Source organism: Streptomyces sp. NPDC018031 (genome assembly GCF_044327625.1).
In the GTDB taxonomy this organism is placed as follows: Bacteria; Actinomycetota; Actinomycetes; order Streptomycetales; family Streptomycetaceae; genus Streptomyces.
This window is the reverse complement of record NZ_JBIRFT010000002.1, coordinates 48,526-64,102: the sequence shown is the minus strand read 5'-3', so window position 1 is coordinate 64,102 and position 15,577 is coordinate 48,526. Positions and strand designations below refer to the sequence as shown.

Here is a 15,577-nt window from a genome sequence, read left to right as displayed (position 1 = left end):
ACGCCCTGATGTGCCCGATTCTTCCCAGGCACGGTGTTCTGATCTTTCACCCGGTCGCACGCTGCGCGCCCGGGTACGTCGGTGGCCGTCGCTCAGTCGGCGACGGCGGCGGGCGCGGGGGCCGCCGCGGCCCCGTCGGCGCCGGACCCGTCATCGGCGGGCGCGGGAGGCCGTGCTTGCGCACGCAGCTCGGCGACCGCCGCCTCGAAGTCCTCCAGCGAGTCGAACGCCTGGTAGACGGACGCGAATCGCAGGTACGCGACAAGGTCCAGCTCCTTGAGCGGGCCCAGTATGGCCAGCCCCACGTCATGGGTGGACAGCTCCGCGCTGCCGGTCGCCCGCACCGCCTCCTCGACCCGCTGACCCAGCTGGGCCAGCGCGTCCTCGGTGACCGGCCGGCCCTGGCAGGCCTTCCGCACGCCCGAGATGACCTTGCTGCGGCTGAAGGGCTCGGTGACCCCGCTCCGCTTGATCACCATCAGCGACGCGGTCTCGACCGTGGTGAACCGACGGGAGCAGTCCGGGCACTGGCGGCGTCTGCGGATGGAGCAGCCGTCATCGGTGGTCCGGCTGTCGACGACACGACTGTCGGGGTTCCGGCAGAAGGGGCAATGCACGGTTCCCACCCTTCTCCGCCCTCGGAAACTGCGTACCACCAGGCACGACTGAACAGCTCCGGCGGACCGTCGCAGGCCTCTCCGGAGAGGGCACCAGCATAAGGGACGGCGGCGGAGGGGAATCACCCGGACCACTACCCGTGGGAGACCGGCAGCCTCCCAACCACTAGATGTGGTACCGGATATCGATCCGAACCCCTGGCGTGTCGCGACGCCGAAGCAGACACGAGACTACGCGACGGGACCCGGTCACCGATCCGCGGGGCAGCGGGTGCCACACTGGAGCGGCCTTCGCGCGCCTTGTCATCGCCCTCGGCTCATACACCCGATCCCATGTTCCCGTCAGCTGATCTGCGATATTTCACTCGAACGTGTGTTTGGCGCAACCTTTCGAAAGCAACTACCGTTGACCAGCCAGGGAGACATTTTCGAGAGGGGCCGACGCCGTGACCACCACCACAGACAGCGCCACCATCACCGCTCAGGACCGCTCCCAGAGCCGACTCGAACACACGCATGCAATGAATGACGCCACCACGAACCCGGAGGGCATCAAGCCCACACGTTCGCTCCCTGGCCGACCTCCAGGCATCCGCGCGGACAGCTCGGGGCTGACCGACCGGCAGCGGCGGGTCATCGAGGTGATCCGCGACTCCGTGCAGCGGCGGGGCTACCCGCCGTCCATGCGCGAGATCGGGCAGGCGGTGGGGCTGTCCAGCACCTCCTCCGTCGCGCACCAGCTGATGGCCCTGGAGCGCAAGGGGTTCCTCCGCCGCGACCCGCACCGTCCCCGGGCGTACGAGGTGCGGGGCTCCGACCAGCCCGCCGTGCAGCCGACCGACACCGCCGGCAAGCCCGCCGCCTCCTACGTCCCCCTGGTGGGCCGGATCGCCGCCGGTGGCCCGATCCTGGCCGAGGAGTCGGTCGAGGACGTCTTTCCGCTCCCCCGGCAGCTGGTCGGCGACGGTGAGCTGTTCGTCCTCAAGGTCGTCGGCGACTCCATGATCGAAGCGGCGATCTGCGACGGCGACTGGGTGACGGTCCGCCGCCAGCCGGTCGCGGAGAACGGCGACATCGTCGCCGCGATGCTCGACGGCGAGGCGACGGTCAAGCGCTTCAAGCGCGAGGACGGTCATGTCTGGCTGCTGCCGCACAACGCGGCGTACCAGCCGATCCCTGGTGATGAGGCGACCATCCTGGGCAAGGTGGTCGCCGTACTGCGGCGGGTCTGAGGCGCTCCCCAGCCCTCCACCACGCCGCCTGACGACCGGGCCCCGGGACCACTGCGCCGGTTCCGGGGCCTGCTTGTGTGCCGGTAGTCGAGGACGCCACCAACCCTCGGCGCAGACCACGAACGCCTCCGATCAGGCCGGAAGCGCTCCTCCCGCTAGGTTGCCCCGGGCAGGCCGCACCGCGGCCCGGCTCCGTCCCCGCTCGTCCACCCGCCTCGGCCGGGGACGGGCTCCCCATCCGTCCCCGGCGCTACTTCGAGCCGTCCGCCGTGGCCGCGGCGTCGATGGCGGCCAGCGAGCGACGGACCTGATTCCGGTCGGTCGTGTACCAGAAGTCCGGCATCGAAGCCCGCAGGAAGCTCCCGTACCGGGCACGGTCCAGCCGGGGGTCGAGCACCGCGACCACACCGCGGTCGCCGGTGGCCCGCACCAGCCGGCCCGCGCCCTGGGCCATGAGGAGCGCGGCATGCGTCGCCGCCACCGCCATGAATCCGTTCCCCCCGGCCTCCTCCACGGCCTTCTGCCGGGCACTCATCAAGGGGTCGTCCGGGCGGGGGAACGGGATGCGGTCCATGACGACCAGCTGGCAGCTCGGTCCGGGCACGTCCACCCCCTGCCACAGCGACAACGTACCGAACAGGCAGGTGCGGGGGTCGGCGGCGAAGGCCCGGATCAGCTCGCCCAGGGTGTCCTCGCCCTGGAGCAGGATCGGCACGTCCAGCCGGCCGCGCAGTTCCTCGGCCGCGGCCTGGGCACCGCGCATGGACGAGAACAGTCCGAGGGTACGGCCGCCCGCGGCCTCCACCAGTTCGGCGAGTTCGTCCATCATGTCGCCGCGGCTGCCCTCCCGCCCCGGCTGGGACAGGTGCTTGGCGACGTACAGGATGCCCTGCCTGGGGTAGTCGAAGGGCGATCCGACGTCCAGCCCCTTCCACTCCGGGACGTCATCGCCCCCGGTGCCCTCCGGCGCCAGGCCGAGTGAGGCGCCCACTCCGTTGAAGTCCCCGCCGAGCTTGAGGGTGGCGGAGGTGAGCACCACCGAGCGCTCGCTGAACAGCTTCTCCCGCAGGAGTCCGGACACCGACAGCGGCGCAACCCGCAGCGAGGCCCCGAACCGGTCGTGCCGCTCGTACCACACGACGTCGTACTCGGAGCCCTGGACGATCCGCTCCGCCACCGCGTGGACGTTCTCCACCGAGGCCAGTGCCTGCTTCCGCACCGCGTCCTCGTCCTGCACGGACTTGTCGCGGGTGGCGCCGATCGCGGAGATGACCGTGCGGGAGGCGTCCCGGAGCGCCATCAGGGCGTAGCCGAGGTCCTCCGGGACCTCCTCCAGCCGCCCCGGCAGCGCCAGCTCCATCACCCGCTCGAAGGTGTCCGACGCGGTCTGCAGCGCGTCCGCGGCCTTCTCGTCGACGAGCTTGGCGGCGCGGCGCACCGCCCGGCCGACCTGGCCCGGGGTGAGCTCCCCGGTGGCCGCCCCGGTGACCCGGGAGACCAGCTCATGGGCCTCGTCGATGATCAGCACTTCGTGGCCGGGCAGCACCGGGGCGCCCTCGATCGCGTCGATGGCGAGCAGTGCGTGGTTGGTGACCACCACGTCGGCGAGCTTGGCCCGCTCCCGGGCGGCCTCCGCGAAGCACTCCGCGCCGTAGGCGCACTTGGACGCCCCGAGGCACTCCCGGGAGGTGACCGAGACCTGTGACCAGGCCCGGTCCGACACCCCGGGGGTCAGGTCGTCACGGTCGCCGGTCTCCGTCTCGTCCGCCCAGTCCCGCATCCGCAGCAGGTCCTGGCCCAGCTTGCTGGTGGGGGCCGCCGCTTCGAAGGCGTCGAAGAGCCCTTCCTCGTCGTCCTGCGGCACCCCTTCGTGCAGCCGGTGCAGGCAGAGGTAGTTCGACCGGCCCTTGAGCATGGCGAACTCCGGCCGGCGGCGCAGCAGCGGGTGGAGCGCCTCGACGGTCCGCGGCAGATCCCGCTCGACCAGCTGCCGCTGGAGCGCCAGGGTGGCCGTGGCGATCACCACCCGCTCCCCGTGGGCGAGCGCGGGCACCAGGTAGCCCAGGGACTTACCGGTGCCGGTACCGGCCTGCACCAGGAGATGGGAACTGCCGTCGATCACCTCGGCGACGGCTTGGGCCATGGTGACCTGGCCGGGGCGCTCCGTGCCGCCGACGGCGGTGACGGCGGCGTGCAGGAGCTCGGGGAGAGGGGGCTTCGTCATAGCACCACCACCCTACGGCGGACCACTGACAACGGGGATCACAACGGGAGAAGGCGGCCGGGACCCGCCGGTGCCGACCGGAGCCACCGGTTCCGTCCCGGCCGGCGAGCGCGGGGGCGGCGGGCCGGGGCGGACGGACCACCCGTGGACCGCGGCGCCGTCCCCGTGGCCGGAAGCGGCTCTCCGGGCCCGGCGGGGCCGGCCGTCCGGAGTGCCGGGCCGGGGCCCGCGGGGCGCCGCGCGTCACAGCACGGCACGCAGTGCCCGGTCCCGGACCATCAGCGCCGCGCGCTTGCCCGGCAGCTCGAGTTCGGCGCCGAGCCGGAAACCCGCGCCCAGGAAGGCCGCGACCGAGGGGGTGTTCCGCAGGTCGGGTTCGGCGACGACCCGGCCGCACCCGGGACGGCGGTCCAGGACCAGGTCGGCGACGGCCCGCAGCAGGGTGGTGCCCAGGCCGCGGCCGCGGTCGGCGACCGTGCCGATCAGCAGGTGCAGCCCGGTGTCGTGCGGCCGGATCGGGTAGTGCCGGGCCAGCGGGTCCAGGTCGGCGCGGTAGACCTCCCAGTAGCTCATCGGCACACCGTCCAGCGCGCCCAGGCACGGCACGCTGCGGCCGTCGCCTTCGAGCTGGGCCCGGAGGTGTTTCTCGGTGATGTGGTCCGCGCCGTCCAGTTCCCAGAAGGCCGCGACCGCCGGATCGTTCATCCAGCGGGCGAGCAGCGGCAGGTCCCGCTCCACCCGGACCGGGACGAGCTGGAAGGCCCCCGCCGCGGTGGCCACCGGGCCCCAGCCCGCCAGACCGTCCAGCAGATCGTGGCGGCCGCCGTGGCCGGCGCGGGGTGACAGCTCCTCCGCGGACAGCGCCGGCACCGGCTGCTCGGTCAGCCGCAGGTCGAGGGTGTCTTCGGCGCTGGTGCCCGTACCAGCGGTGAGGTCGGGGGGCGGCACGTCGACGGTCTCCTCTGCGGTGCGGGGGCGGCGGGCGGTGGACCGGGCGGGGGCCGGCGGCACGGGGGCGCGCCCCCGGGGCCGGCCGCGGCCCGGATCAGCCCGCGGTGGTCAGGGGGTTGGGAACGGTGACGTAGACGGACTGCGTGTCGACCGGGCCCACCAGTTCGTCCAGGCCGTGCAGCCGGGTGAGCAGGTTCGCCTTGCAGCGCAGCGTGGGCGAGTCCAGCAACCGGGCCGGGAGCGCGGAGCCGGCACCGGTGGCCGGGGACGCGGCCTGTCCGAGGAATCGGCGGAAGGCGGCGAGCAGCACGCCCTCGTCGGCGAGCCGCTGCGAGCCGAACGCACCGACGAGGCCGAGCACGTTGTTGACCCCGAGGTAGTAGGCGAGGCGTTCGTCGGCCACCGCGTCCCGGACGAAGGTGTCGCTGCGCTCGCCGATGCCGGGCAGGCGGCGCTCCAGCCCGGCGCGCCGGGACTCGCGGAAGTAGTAGCCCTGGTTGTCGCGGTAGCGGCCGCCGGCCGGCCAGCCGTCGGCGTCCAGCAGCACCACGGTGTTCTGCTGGTGGGCCTCCAGGGCGACACCCACCGTCCCGTCGAGCCAGAGCACCGGCCACACCACGGCGTGCAGGTAGCGCAGGAACCACTCGGCGGCCACCATCCGGGGCGGGCGGCCGGTGACGGCGGCCAGCCGGTCCACCACCTGGGCCAGCCGCGACCGGAGCGCCGTCCGACCGGGCCACGGGCGCGGTGCGGTGAGCCCGGCGACGCAGAGTGCCCGGTCCTCGGGGCCGAACGGATTGTGCCGGATCACCACGTCGAGGCCCGCGACCGGGCTTCCGTCCGGTGCGTCGACGCCGAGCCAGGCCGGGTCGCGGACGATGTCGAAGCCGCCGCCCGGGACGCCGGGGACGCCCGGGCAGGCCGCCTGCCACTGGCCGTGCAGCCCGGTGCGGAGCAGCCGGTGCACCTCGACGCCGCGGTGCAGTTCCTTGCGGAGGTTCTCGCGGCGGGAGTTGGTGATGCGCACCGCGAGCGACAGCTTCAGCATGGCCGGCGCGGTGGGCCGGTGGACGGTCCGCAGCGAGGACGTCGGATGCCAGTCGGGGCCGTGGCTGCCGAGGTCGCGCAGCAGCCCGGCGTCCAGCAGCTCGGCCACCGCGGGCCGGTGCCGCAGCTCGCGCGCCTGCCAGGGGTGCACCGGAAGCGGTACGGCGGCATCCGGCAGGCCGGGCGGTTCGGCGCCGGCCAGCGAGCGGGCGAGCCGCTCCGCGGAGACCGCGCGGCCGCGCTGGGTCCAGGCCGAGTCGGCGGCCAGCACCGAGCGGTCGACGGCGAACCAGTGCAGCGGGAACGAGCCGCGCGACTCCGGGGAGTAGCGCAGGGCCTCCGCGTCGGTGAGGCCCTCCCGGCTCTTGGGTGTGGGGTGCAGCGGGTGCCCGAAGACCAGGGACTGCTCGGCGGCGAGGAAGTGGCTCGGCGGCACCCCGGGCTCGGCGGGTGCGGCGCGGCGTACGGCGAGGAACGCGGCGGTGCGGCGCACCGACTCCGCGACCCGGCCCACGAGCTCCGCGGCCTCCACCGCGCCGGGGATGCGCGCCGGTGCCGCGGCGCCGGTGACACCAGGCTCGCGGCCGGCGGTGTCGCCGCCGGGCCGGGCGTCACCGCCCGCGGGCCGGCCCCCGGTGTCCCCGCCGGAGCCGCCCGGGGCTCCGCCGGGAGCCGCGGGGTCTCCGCTCGCGGCTCCACCGGGAGTCGCGGGGTCTCCGCTCGCGGCTCCACCGGGAGTCGCGGGGGCTCCGCCCCGGGGTCCGGCGCCGCCGGCGGCCGGTCCTGTATCGCCGCCGCCGTCCGCGGTGCGGGGGTTCCGCACCAGGTGGGCGGCCTCGCGTCCGAGCAGGGCGGCGAGGGTCACCGCGTCCACCGGCGGCGCCGGATCCGGCGAGCCCTCCAGCACGGGGCTGCCGAACCGGTGCCAGCCGGTGGCGGACCAGTACCGGACCGGGACCCGCAGCGCCGCGCCACCGGAGGTCGGCGCGATACGCAGCCAGCTGCCCTCGGGGCGGGCCACGCCGGTTTCACGGACCCAGCAGCGCAGCAGGTTCTCCACCGCGGCGGCGTCGGCGGCGACTGCCGGGTCGGGAGCGTTCAGAAGGTCGCCGACGTCGGCGGTCGGCGCCGGGTCGGGAGCGTTCGCAGGACCGGCGCCGGTCGCTGCCGTACCGGGAGCGTTCACAGGACCGCCGACGTCGGCGGTCCGTGCCGGGGCGGGAGCGTTCGCAGGGCAGGCGGCGGCCGGTGCCGGTTCGGAAGTGTTCGGCGGGTCGTCGGTGGCGGCGGTCGGTACCGGATCGACCGAGGCCGCCGGACCGCCGGAGCCGGTGACGGTGGAGCCCGTGGCGGTGGCGGGTGGGGGTGCGGGGTCCGCCGCTCCGGCGGCCGCGGGGGCCGCAGCCGGGTGCCGCCCCTGCCGGGGCACGGCGGGCGCGGCCGCGGGCCCCGGCGTGTGGGCCGCCGCGGCGGGGTCTCCGGCATGGCGGCCGGTCCGGCCCGGTCGCGAGTCCCGGCCGGTCCGGCCGTCCCGCGGCTCCTCCCCTTCGGGCCCGGCCGGTCCGGCGCAGGTCGCCGTGTCCGGGCCGCTGGGGTGACGCCGGTCCGCCCGGTCCGGGCCGTCCCCGGGGTGCTGACCGGCCCGGGGGGCCTGATCCTCCCGGCCCTCCCGGTCTTTCCGGCCCTCCCGGCCCTCCCGGTCATCCCGGTGGTCCCTGCCCTCCCGGTGGTCCCGGGCGTCCGGGCGGGCGGCCGGCAGCGCCGGACCGGGGGCCGGGGCCGGGCCGGGCCGCGGACCGGTGGCGCCGGTGCCGCGCTCCGGGACGGTGGTGGGCCCATCCGGCGGAGCGGGCTGCCTGCGGGGCGCACCGGCCCCGGTGGAGTGCTGCATCTGTGCGGTGGCGCGGGGGTCTCGGCGGTCCTGCCGGGACTCCGGGCGCCTCCCTCCTTCGGCGTGGTCGGGTGGCTTCGGTGACGGGGGACATGGCTCCGGCGGTGGGCCGGTGGCGAAGGGGCGGCCACACCGCGGGGCCGGAGCCCGGCGGCCGTGTGCCGGCGGGACCCCTGTCGACGGCGGGACCCCTGTCGACGGCGGGACCCCTGTCGACGGCGGGACCGCGCCGGCTGCCGCCCGGCCCGGCGGCGGTGGTCCGTCCGCCACCACGGCCCGGGCGAGTGTGCTCACCGCGCGCGGGGCGGCGGCGGGCCGGGGCCGCGGCGGCCGGGGACCTCCCGGCGCCCGGTGGGGCGTCGCGCGCCGCACCCGCGCGGCGGCCGGGCAGCGGCTCCGGCGTCCCGGGCGGGCCGCGTCGGAGGTCGCCCGGGGCGCGGTGTCCGGGCCGAGGGCGGCGGGGCGGGGTTCCGGGCGGCCGCCGGAATCGGCCCGGCGGCAGGGTGCCGCCGGGGACCGCGCAGCCTGCGGCACCGGGAGACGCCGCGCACCCGACCGGCAGCCTTCGGCCGGGCGCCGGTCGGGAGTTGGGTCACGGCCACAGGCGTCGGCCCTCCTGCTGGTGGTGCACGCGGTCGGCTGGTCCCCCGCCCGTACCAACGACGCGGGCACCGGCGGATCACGGGCCGTCGGCAAGATCCTTGACCACCGGCGGAACCGGAGACCCGATGGCGGCCGTCGTAGGCGTCACCGGCATAGTGGGGGGCACCCCAGCTGCTGGGGTGGTGCATGACAAGTGCACGGCACGTACGGAGCAGTCCAGAACCTCTCAGGGGGAGTTCCACCGATGCGATCCATACGCCCGCGCGCCCGCAGGGGCACATCCGCCGTGGCGGCGGCCGCCTTCGCCACCGTGCTGGCGCTGACCGCCACCGCCTGCGGCCCGGAGGACGACACCGCGGACCCCGGTCCCACTGCCTCCGCCGACCAGCAGGGGACGGAGGACGTCGCCCTGCCGGACCTCGACCAGGTTCTGAAGGACCTCGACATCGACCTCGACAAGTGGAAGGACGGGGCCTGGGACAACTGGGACAAGGACAAGTGGCTCCGCGAGGCCGGGGAGTTCATCAACCCGATCATCGAGGACCTGTGGAAGCCGGACCGGATGAGGGAGGCTCAGGAGCCGGACAAGCCGGTCGAGGAGGAGGACATCTCCGGCGACCAGGGCGTCACCGACCCTGACCCGCAGCCGGTGGACGCCAAGCAGGTGTCCTCGCCGTACAGCACCGCCGTCCCTGAGGCGGGCAAGGTCTTCTTCGACGGCCCCGACGGCTCCATGGTCTGCTCGGCCACCGTGGTCCAGGACCCGGCGCACCCGGGCAAGTCCAACCTGGTGTGGACCGCGGGCCACTGCGTCCACGCGGGCAAGGGTGGCGGCTGGTACAAGAACCTCGCGTTCGTCCCGTCCTACAACGACGCCGGCAAGTCGGCGGCGGAGCTGGAGACCGCCACCCGCGAGGAGCTGGCGCCCAAGGGCGTCTGGTGGGCGGACTGGGCGCAGACCTCCTCGCAGTGGATCGACACCGGTGCCAGCGTCGGTGGCCAGGGTGCCCCGTACGACTTCGCGGTGCTGCACGTGAAGCCCGAGGGCGGCAGCGGCAAGTCCCTCGAGGAGACGGTCGGCGGCGCCCTGCCGGTCGAGTTCAACGCCCCGCAGGTCAAGGACATCGCGAACATCACGGCCACCGGCTACCCGGCGGCGCCGCCCTTCGACGGCCAGATGATGCACCAGTGCACCGACAAGCCCGGCCGGCTGTCGCTGGACAGCGCGCAGCCGACGATGTACCGGATCGGCTGCCGGATGACCGCCGGTTCCTCCGGCGGCGGCTGGGTCGCCACCGGCTCGGACGGCAAGCCCGCGCTGGTGTCGAACACCTCGATCGGCCCGGCCAGCGCGACCTGGCTGGCCGGACCGCACCTGGGCCCGGAGGCCAAGGGCGTCTACAACGCGGTGAGCAGGAAGTTCGCCAACAAGTAAGCGCCGGCAGGTGCCTCCCGCGCCGGGAGGCACCCGGCACAACGAGAAGGCCCGCCCCCTGGTGAGGGGGCGGGCCTTCTCGTTGTGTCCGGTGCGCCTGAGCGCCTCGGGCCTACGCGGAAGCCGGCAGGAAGGGCTGCAACTCGGCGGCCAGCTCCTCGTGCACCCGCGCCTTGAGCAGCGTGCCGTCGCCGGTGTGCTCCTCGGAGAGGACCTCGCCCTCGCTGTGCGCACGCGCCACCAGCTTGCCGTGCGTGTACGGCACCAGCGCCTCGATCTCGACCTCCGGGCGCGGCAGCTCCCGGTCGATCAGCGCCAGCAGCTCCTCGATGCCCTGCCCGCTGCGGGCCGACACCGCGATGGCGTGCTTCTCGACCCGCAGCAGCCGCTGGAGGACGAGCGGGTCGGCGGCGTCCGCCTTGTTGACCACCACGATCTCGGGCACGTCGAGGGCGCCCACGTCGCGGATGACCTCGCGCACGGCGGCCAGCTGCTCCTCCGGCACGGGGTGCGAGCCGTCCACGACGTGCAGGATCAGGTCGGAGTCGCCGACCTCCTCCATCGTGGAGCGGAACGCCTCGACCAGGTGGTGCGGCAGGTGCCGGACGAATCCGACGGTGTCCGCCAGGGTGTAGACCCGGCCGCTGGGCGTCTCCGCCCGGCGAACGGTCGGGTCCAGGGTGGCGAACAGCGCGTTCTCCACCAGCACGCCCGCCCCGGTCAGCCGGTTGAGCAGCGAGGACTTCCCGGCGTTGGTGTAGCCGGCGATGGCCACCGAGGGGACCTTGTTACGCCGGCGCTCCTGCCGCTTGATGTCGCGGCCGGTCTTCATCTCGGCGATCTCCCGGCGCATCTTCGCCATCTTCTCGCGGATGCGCCGCCGGTCCGTCTCGATCTTGGTCTCACCGGGACCACGGGTGGCCATGCCGCCGCCCGAGGAGCCCGAGCCACCGCCACCCATCTGCCGGGACAGCGACTGGCCCCAGCCGCGCAGCCGGGGGAGCATGTACTGCATCTGCGCCAGCGAGACCTGGGCCTTGCCCTCGCGGGACTTGGCGTGCTGGGCGAAGATGTCGAGGATCAGGGCGGTCCGGTCGACCACCTTCACCTTGACGACGTCCTCGAGGTGGATCAGCTGGCCCGGGCTGAGCTCACCGTCGCAGACGACGGTGTCGGCCCCGGACTCCAGGACGACGTCGCGCAGTTCCTGCGCCTTGCCGGAGCCGATGTAGGTGGCCGGGTCCGGCTTGTCCCGGCGCTGGATCACCCCGTCCAGCACCAGCGCGCCCGCGGTCTCGGCGAGCGCGGCCAGCTCGGCCAGGGAGTTCTCGGCGTCCCGCACGGTGCCCGAGGTCCACACGCCGACCAGCACCACGCGCTCCAGGCGCAGCTGCCGGTACTCGACCTCGGTGACGTCTTCGAGTTCGGTGGAAAGGCCCGCGACACGGCGCAGTGCCGCCCGCTCGGAGCGGTCGTACTGGTCGCCGTCACGCTCCTCGTCGATCTCCTGACTCCAGGCGACGTCCTCTTCCATCAGGGCGTCGGCCCGAAGGCTGTCGGCGACTCGCGGCTGCCGTTCCTGCGGAAGGGAAGAGGAGAAGGTCAATGCGATCCTTACGTCGTGGGAAGTTGTCACTGTCGACAACGCCGGAGGCCGCCGGAGGATTCCCCGGGGCGCGGCCGCGTTCGCCGACCCGATGATGGTCGCACGTCGCGGGCGGGCCGTCACTCGGGTTTCGGTGCGGGGCGCGACTCCGACCGGGCCCGCTTCGCCGCCGTGCGCCACTCCGGGTGGCCCGGCATCGGCGGGGTCGTCCGGCCGTACAGCCAGGGGTGGAGGAAGCCGGTCAGGTCCCGGCCGGCGATGCGCGCGGCCAGCCGGACGAAGTCCTCGGTGGTGGCCACCCCGTCACGGTGCCGCCGGACCCAGGCGCGCTGCAGCCGCTGGAAGGCGGCGTCGCCGATCTCCTGGCGGAGGGCGTAGAGGACCAGGGCGCTGCCGTCGTAGATCACCGGCCGGAAGATGCCGATCTGGTCCCCGGGGTCGGCGGCCCGGGGGGCGGCCGGCGGCCCGCCGTCGGCCCGCCACACGTCGGAGAGCAGGTACGCCTGGCGCATCCGCTCGGTCAGCGAGGCCTTCCCCCGCTGGTCGGCGTAGAGGGCTTCGTACCAGGTGGCGTGGGCCTCGTTCAGCCACAGGTCGGACCAGCGGTGCGGGCTGACGCTGTTGCCGAACCACTGGTGGGACAGCTCGTGCACCATGATCGATTCGATGTACCAGGCGGGGAAGGCGCCGTCGGTGAACAGTCCGCGCTCGAACAGGGAGAGCGTCTGGGTCTCCAGCTCGAAGCCGGTGGCGGCGTCGGCGATCAGCACACCGTAGTTCTCGAACGGGTAGCGGCCCACCCTCCGTTCCATCCAGGCGATCTGCCGCGGGGTCTTGGCCAGCCATTTCGCCAGCCGGGCGCGGTCCGCGGCGGGCACCACGTCGCGCACCGGGAGCCCGCCGGGACCGCGCCGGCGGACGACGGTGGAGCGGCCGATGGAGATCTGGGCCAGTTCGGTGGCCATCGGGTGCCGCAGCCGGTAGTGCCAGGTGGTGCGGTCCCCCTCCCGGGTCCGGCCCCGCGGCTGCCCGCCGGCGACCACCGTCAGCTCCCGGGGCGCGGTGACGTGGAAGGTGAAGACGGCCTTGTCGGAGGGGTGGTCGTTGCCGGGGAACACCCGGTGCGCGGCATTGGCCTGGTTGGCCATGACCAGCCCGTCCCGGGTACGGACCCAGCCGCCCTTGACCGGGCCGCGCGGGTCGCTGGTGTGCCGGACGGTGATCTCGAAGCGGTCGTGGGCGGCCAGCGGCGTCCGGGGGGTGATCACCAGGTCCTCACCGGCCGTGGTGAACGCGGCGCGCCGCCCGTCGACCGTGACCGAACGGACCGTGCCGTGCGTGAAGTCCAGGTTGACGCGGTTCAGCTCGCGGGTGGCTCGGGCGTCGATGGTGGTCACCGCGTCCAGCGGGCGCCGGTTGCCGTGGTAGTCGAGGTCGATGTCGTACGCGGCGACGTCGTAGCCGGGGTTGCCCAGGTGCGGGAAGAGCCGGTCCCCGAGACCCTGCGGGGCGGGCGGGGCCGGGGGGACGGCGGCCGCGAGGGCCGCGAGGGCGGCGGTCGCCAGGGCCGCGTTGCGGCGGTGCGCCCGGCGGCGGGGGAAAGTGATCGGCATGGGCTACCGCTACCAGCGCCCGCGGAGCGCCACGCGGTGCGGCGTTCCGGGTCCACCCGTTCGGCGGGCGGGCGGCGGAGCGGGTCAGGAGCCGGCCGCCGCCATCCGCCGCCCGGGCCGGGTGACGTCGTAGACCCCGGGCACCCGGCGCATGGCGCGCATCAGGTGCTGCAACCGGTCCGCGTCCGGCAGCTGGAGCGTGTAGGTGTGCCGGACGCGCTGCTCGTGGGGCGGCTCCACGGCGGCCGAGATGACCGCGACCCCCTCGGCGGCGATCGCCTCGGTGAGGTCGGCGAGCAGGTGCGGCCTGCTGAACGCCTCGGCGCACACGGTGACGCGGTAGTCGGTGCCGACCGGGCCGCTGTGCTGGTCCCGCCAGCGCACCCCGACCGGCTGCCGGCCGGCGGCGGTCATCCGCGCCACCGCGGGGCACTCCTGCCGGTGCACCGTGACCGCGCCGCCGCGCACGGTGAAGCCGGTGACCGCGTCCGGCGGCACCGGGGTGCAGCACCCCGCGAGCCGGACCGCCGCGGCGGGGTCGTCGGCGACCGCGCCGGCCTCCCGGGGGGCGCGGCCGGCGGGCCCCGGGGCGGCGGGCCGGCCGGTGCTGGGGACGTCGGCCGCGGGCCCTTCCGCGGCCCCGGGGTGGGCGGCCAGCCAGCCCTCGATGGCGATCCGCGCGGCGGGGGTGCGGGCGTGGTCGAGCCAGTCCCGCGACGGGCCGGAGGCGGCGGCGTCACGGGCCATCAGCAGTTGCAGGGTGTCCCCGTCGCGCAGCACCGTGCCCAGCCCCACCAGGCGGCCGTTGACGCGGGCCCCGATACAGGCGTGCGCGGCCTCGCCGTGCTCGGCGTAGGCGGCGTCCACGCAGCTGGCGCCCGCGGGCAGGCCCAGGGTGCCGCCGTCCGCCCGGAAGACGGTGATCTCCCGGTCCTGGGCGAGGTCGTCGCGGAGGGAGCTCCAGAAGGCGTCCGGGTCGGGGGTGGCGCGCTGCCAGTCCAGCAGCCGGGAGAGCCAGCCGGGCCGGGTGGGGTCGACCCGCTCGGCGTCCTGGCCGTCGGCCCCGCCGTCACCGGTGCCGGGGGCGTACGGGTTGCCGAGGGCCACCACGCCCGCCTCGGCGACGCGGTGCATCTGGTGGGTGCGGATGAGGACTTCGGCGATCCGGCCGTCCGGGCCGGCCACCGCGGTGTGCAGCGACTGGTAGAGGTTGAACTTGGGGACGGCGACGAAGTCCTTGAACTCCGCGATCACGGGGGTGAAGCAGGTGTGGAGTTCGCCGAGGACCGCGTAGCAGTCCGCGTCCTCGGCCACCAGTACCAGGAGCCGGCCGAGGTCGAATCCGGACAGCTCGCCGCGTTTGACCCGCACCCGGTGGACGGAGAGGAAGTGCCGTGGCCGGACGGTGACTTCGGCGGTGATCCCGGCCTCCTGGAGCACGCCGCGCACCTCTTCCGCGACCCGGGCGAGCGGGTCGGGCCGGTCGGCGTGGGCGAGGATCAGCTCACGGGCCCGGACGTACTCGTCGGGGTGGAGGATGGCGAACACCAGGTCCTCCAGCTCGGTCTTGAGCGCCTGGACGCCCAGCCGCTCGGCGAGCGGGATGAGCACGTCCCGGGTGACCTTGGCGATCCGGGCCTGCTTCTCGGGCCGCATCACGCCCAGGGTGCGCATGTTGTGCAGCCGGTCGGCGAGCTTGATGGACATCACCCGGACGTCGTTGCCGGTGGCGACGAGCATCTTGCGGAACGTCTCCGGCTCGGCGGCGGCCCCGTAGTCGACCTTCTCCAGCTTGGTGACGCCGTCGACCAGATAGCGGACCTCGGCGCCGAACTGTTCGCCGACCTGATCGAGGGTCACCTCGGTGTCCTCCACGGTGTCGTGGAGCAGCGAGGCGGTCAACGTCGTGGTCTCCGCGCCGAGTTCGGCGAGGATCAGGGTGACCGCGAGCGGATGGGTGATGTAGGGCTCGCCGCTCTTGCGCATCTGGCCGCGGTGCGAGGACTCGGCGAGCACGTACGCCTGGCGCAACACGTCGAGGTCGGCGCCGGGGTGATGGGCCCGGTGCACCTTGGCGACGTGCTCGATGGCGTCCGGCAGCCGGCCGCGGGAGGCCGGCCCGAGCACGGCGGTCCTGCTGAACCGGCGGATGTTCCGCAGATCGATACGGGGGAGGCCGCGCCTGCGGCCGAGGGCAGTGTGCTCCGTGGCCTCTGCGCTCATGGGCACCTCCGGCTGGTCGGACCGGCGTGGGCTCACCCCCGGGGCCGGTGCTTGATGCTATCGAGCCCATCACGCACGGCCGACCGCCTCTCGCCGAGAGTGAAACGGATCACCCATTCGAGCGAGTTATTTCTT

9 protein-coding genes are annotated in these 15,577 nt (G+C 74.5%); 2 read left to right on the top strand and 7 right to left on the bottom strand.

Translation table 11 applies throughout. The annotated features are described in order from the left end of the window. Positions 1-92 precede the first annotated feature (92 nt). The gene (gene nrdR / locus ACH4B3_RS06635) at positions 93-617 is read right to left on the bottom strand and encodes a transcriptional regulator NrdR (RefSeq protein ID WP_398462301.1); all 525 of its coding nucleotides are present in this window, start codon (positions 615-617) and stop codon (positions 93-95) included. 446 nt (positions 618-1,063) lie between these two features. On the opposite strand from nrdR, the gene lexA reads away from it, so the two are divergent. Beyond that, on the top strand, positions 1,064-1,849 hold the full coding sequence (gene lexA, locus ACH4B3_RS06630) for a transcriptional repressor LexA (RefSeq protein WP_398461649.1): 786 nt from the start codon (positions 1,064-1,066) through the stop codon (positions 1,847-1,849). 250 nt (positions 1,850-2,099) lie between these two features. Here the strand turns inward: lexA and ACH4B3_RS06625 are convergent, their stop codons facing one another. The 3 genes from ACH4B3_RS06625 to ACH4B3_RS06615 all read right to left on the bottom strand — a co-directional run bounded on the left by ACH4B3_RS06625 (position 2,100) and on the right by ACH4B3_RS06615 (position 7,092). After that, complete coding sequence (locus tag ACH4B3_RS06625) at positions 2,100-4,073, bottom strand: ATP-dependent DNA helicase (protein WP_398461648.1); 1,974 nt, start codon at positions 4,071-4,073, stop codon at positions 2,100-2,102. A 243-nt stretch (positions 4,074-4,316) separates the two neighbouring features. Further along, positions 4,317-5,084: a GNAT family N-acetyltransferase gene (locus tag ACH4B3_RS06620; protein ID WP_398461647.1), complete on the bottom strand. Its 768-nt coding sequence runs from the start codon at positions 5,082-5,084 to the stop codon at positions 4,317-4,319. 34 nt (positions 5,085-5,118) lie between these two features. Next, positions 5,119-7,092 (bottom strand): IucA/IucC family protein, encoded by a 1,974-nt coding sequence (locus ACH4B3_RS06615; RefSeq protein WP_398462300.1) that lies wholly within the window; start codon positions 7,090-7,092, stop codon positions 5,119-5,121. 1,717 nt (positions 7,093-8,809) lie between these two features. Between ACH4B3_RS06615 and ACH4B3_RS06610 the strand changes: the two genes are divergently transcribed. Then, positions 8,810-10,000 (top strand): trypsin-like serine peptidase, encoded by a 1,191-nt coding sequence (locus ACH4B3_RS06610; protein ID WP_398461646.1) that lies wholly within the window; start codon positions 8,810-8,812, stop codon positions 9,998-10,000. 112 nt (positions 10,001-10,112) lie between these two features. Here ACH4B3_RS06610 and hflX read toward each other — a convergent pair whose 3' ends face one another. The 3 genes from hflX to ACH4B3_RS06595 form a co-directional block, all read right to left on the bottom strand. Continuing rightward, positions 10,113-11,606 (bottom strand): GTPase HflX, encoded by a 1,494-nt coding sequence (gene hflX, locus ACH4B3_RS06605; protein WP_398461645.1) that lies wholly within the window; start codon positions 11,604-11,606, stop codon positions 10,113-10,115. Positions 11,607-11,725: 119 nt separating this feature from the next. Further along, positions 11,726-13,219: a M1 family metallopeptidase gene (locus tag ACH4B3_RS06600; RefSeq protein ID WP_398461644.1), complete on the bottom strand. Its 1,494-nt coding sequence runs from the start codon at positions 13,217-13,219 to the stop codon at positions 11,726-11,728. 84 nt (positions 13,220-13,303) lie between these two features. Beyond that, positions 13,304-15,442 (bottom strand): RelA/SpoT family protein, encoded by a 2,139-nt coding sequence (locus ACH4B3_RS06595; protein WP_398461643.1) that lies wholly within the window; start codon positions 15,440-15,442, stop codon positions 13,304-13,306. Positions 15,443-15,577 lie beyond the last annotated feature (135 nt).

Bases quoted from the DNA above. Each gene is read 5' to 3' on its own strand.
- ACH4B3_RS06595 (WP_398461643.1), bottom strand. From the start codon at position 15,442: ATGAGCGCAGAGGCCACGGAGCACACTGCCCTCGGCCGCAGGCGCGGC.
- ACH4B3_RS06610 (WP_398461646.1), top strand. From the start codon at position 8,810: ATGCGATCCATACGCCCGCGCGCCCGCAGGGGCACATCCGCCGTGGCG.
- ACH4B3_RS06625 (WP_398461648.1), bottom strand. From the start codon at position 4,073: ATGACGAAGCCCCCTCTCCCCGAGCTCCTGCACGCCGCCGTCACCGCC.
- ACH4B3_RS06600 (WP_398461644.1), bottom strand. From the start codon at position 13,219: ATGCCGATCACTTTCCCCCGCCGCCGGGCGCACCGCCGCAACGCGGCC.